At 65.3% G+C, this 1,306-nt stretch carries 1 protein-coding gene and 2 pseudogenes; all 3 read left to right on the top strand.

Features of this window, described 5'->3' with window-relative positions; translation table 11 throughout:
• Positions 1 to 416: pseudogene (locus MFF34_RS27925) on the top strand (c-type cytochrome biogenesis protein CcmI); the annotation flags it as partial.
• Between the two features lie 12 nt (positions 417 to 428).
• The gene (locus MFF34_RS27920) at positions 429 to 848 is read left to right on the top strand and encodes a hypothetical protein (RefSeq protein WP_027592990.1); all 420 of its coding nucleotides are present in this window, start codon (positions 429 to 431) and stop codon (positions 846 to 848) included.
• Positions 849 to 944: 96 nt separating this feature from the next.
• Positions 945 to 1,306 (top strand): annotated as a pseudogene (locus MFF34_RS27915) (2-hydroxyacid dehydrogenase); the annotation flags it as partial.

Below are 1,306 nucleotides of genomic sequence, written 5' to 3'. Positions count from 1 at the left end.
CCGCCTTGCAAGGCGGTATCGACCGGGCTGCCGAGCGCCTGGGCGGTGAGCCTGGCCAAACCGTCACACCCGTGGCTGCCCGGCTGAAGGTGCGTGTGGAGCTGGCCGCAGCGCTCAAAGACAAGGTCAAGCCCGACGATACGGTGTTCATTTTCGCCCGTGCCAGTAATGGCCCGCCCATGCCCTTGGCAGCGAAGCGGGTGACCGTGGCGCAGTTGCCGATCGAGGTGGAGTTGTCTGATGCCGACGCGATGATGCCGCAGATGAAACTGTCGGACTTTACTGAAGTCCAACTCGTTGCCCGTGTGTCGCGTGCCGGCCAGCCCACTCATGGCGAGTGGATCGGCCAGGGTTCGCCACTGGCCACTGCCACCCAGGCCACGCAACACCTGACCATCGACAGCCCAGACCCGTAAGAGAGCATTGCCATGCACAGCACCGTCCGCCTGACCCTGATCACCCTGGCCCTGGGTTTGTCCGCGTGTACGGTGCATGAACCTTACGAGCAGCCCGCGCCACCGATCGAGCGGCTACCGCCGCACCAGGGGCCGGTGGTCAAGCCGTTGCCGGGCGGGCAGCCTTCGACCCAGCCGAGCAAACCCGCAGCGACGCCCAAGCCGATGCCCCGCACGTCCGCCAGCTTTGCACCGCCACCGGGCGGTTCCAGCCATTGGGACCCTAAGCTGGGCGTGTACGTGCTGGAGAAAAAACCCAACACCTTCTACCGCCAGCGCACCTACTACCGCTACGACGGGGGCTGGAGCTGGTCACTGAGCCCCGATGGCCCATGGCAGGACACCGACAGCAGCGGTGTACCCGGTGGCCTTGGGCGGGCGTTCGCCCAGTAAGTTGCCCGGTACAGTACAGTTTTCTGCTCATTTATCGATTGACTGTACCGCCCGCTGATTACGCATAATGCCCCTTCGATCAGACGCGGAGGTGGCATGAGCAAGACAGTCCTGGTGTTGGTGGAAACCGTCGACGATTACCTGCCCCTGCTGGAACAGGCGGGTTATCGGCTGATCCGCGCACCGTCGCCGCAACTGCGTACCGAAGCCATCCAGCGCCACGCCCGCGAAATCGATGCCGTGCTCACCCGGGGCCCATTGGGCCTGACTGCCGCGGAAATCGAGGCGCTGCCCCACTTGCAGATCATCTGCGTGATCGGTGCCGGCTATGAGCAGGTCGACCTGGCCGCCGCCGCCGCGCGCGGTATCACGGTGACCAACGGTGCCGGGGCCAATGCCGCCGCGGTCGCCGACCATACCCTGGCAATGGTACTGGCGCTGCTGCGCGACATTCCCCG

It is taken from the genome of Pseudomonas sp. PAGU 2196 (genome assembly GCF_022179005.1).
Lineage (GTDB): Bacteria > Pseudomonadota > Gammaproteobacteria > Pseudomonadales > Pseudomonadaceae > Aquipseudomonas > Aquipseudomonas kermanshahensis.
This window is presented reverse-complemented; position numbering and strand designations above follow the sequence as displayed.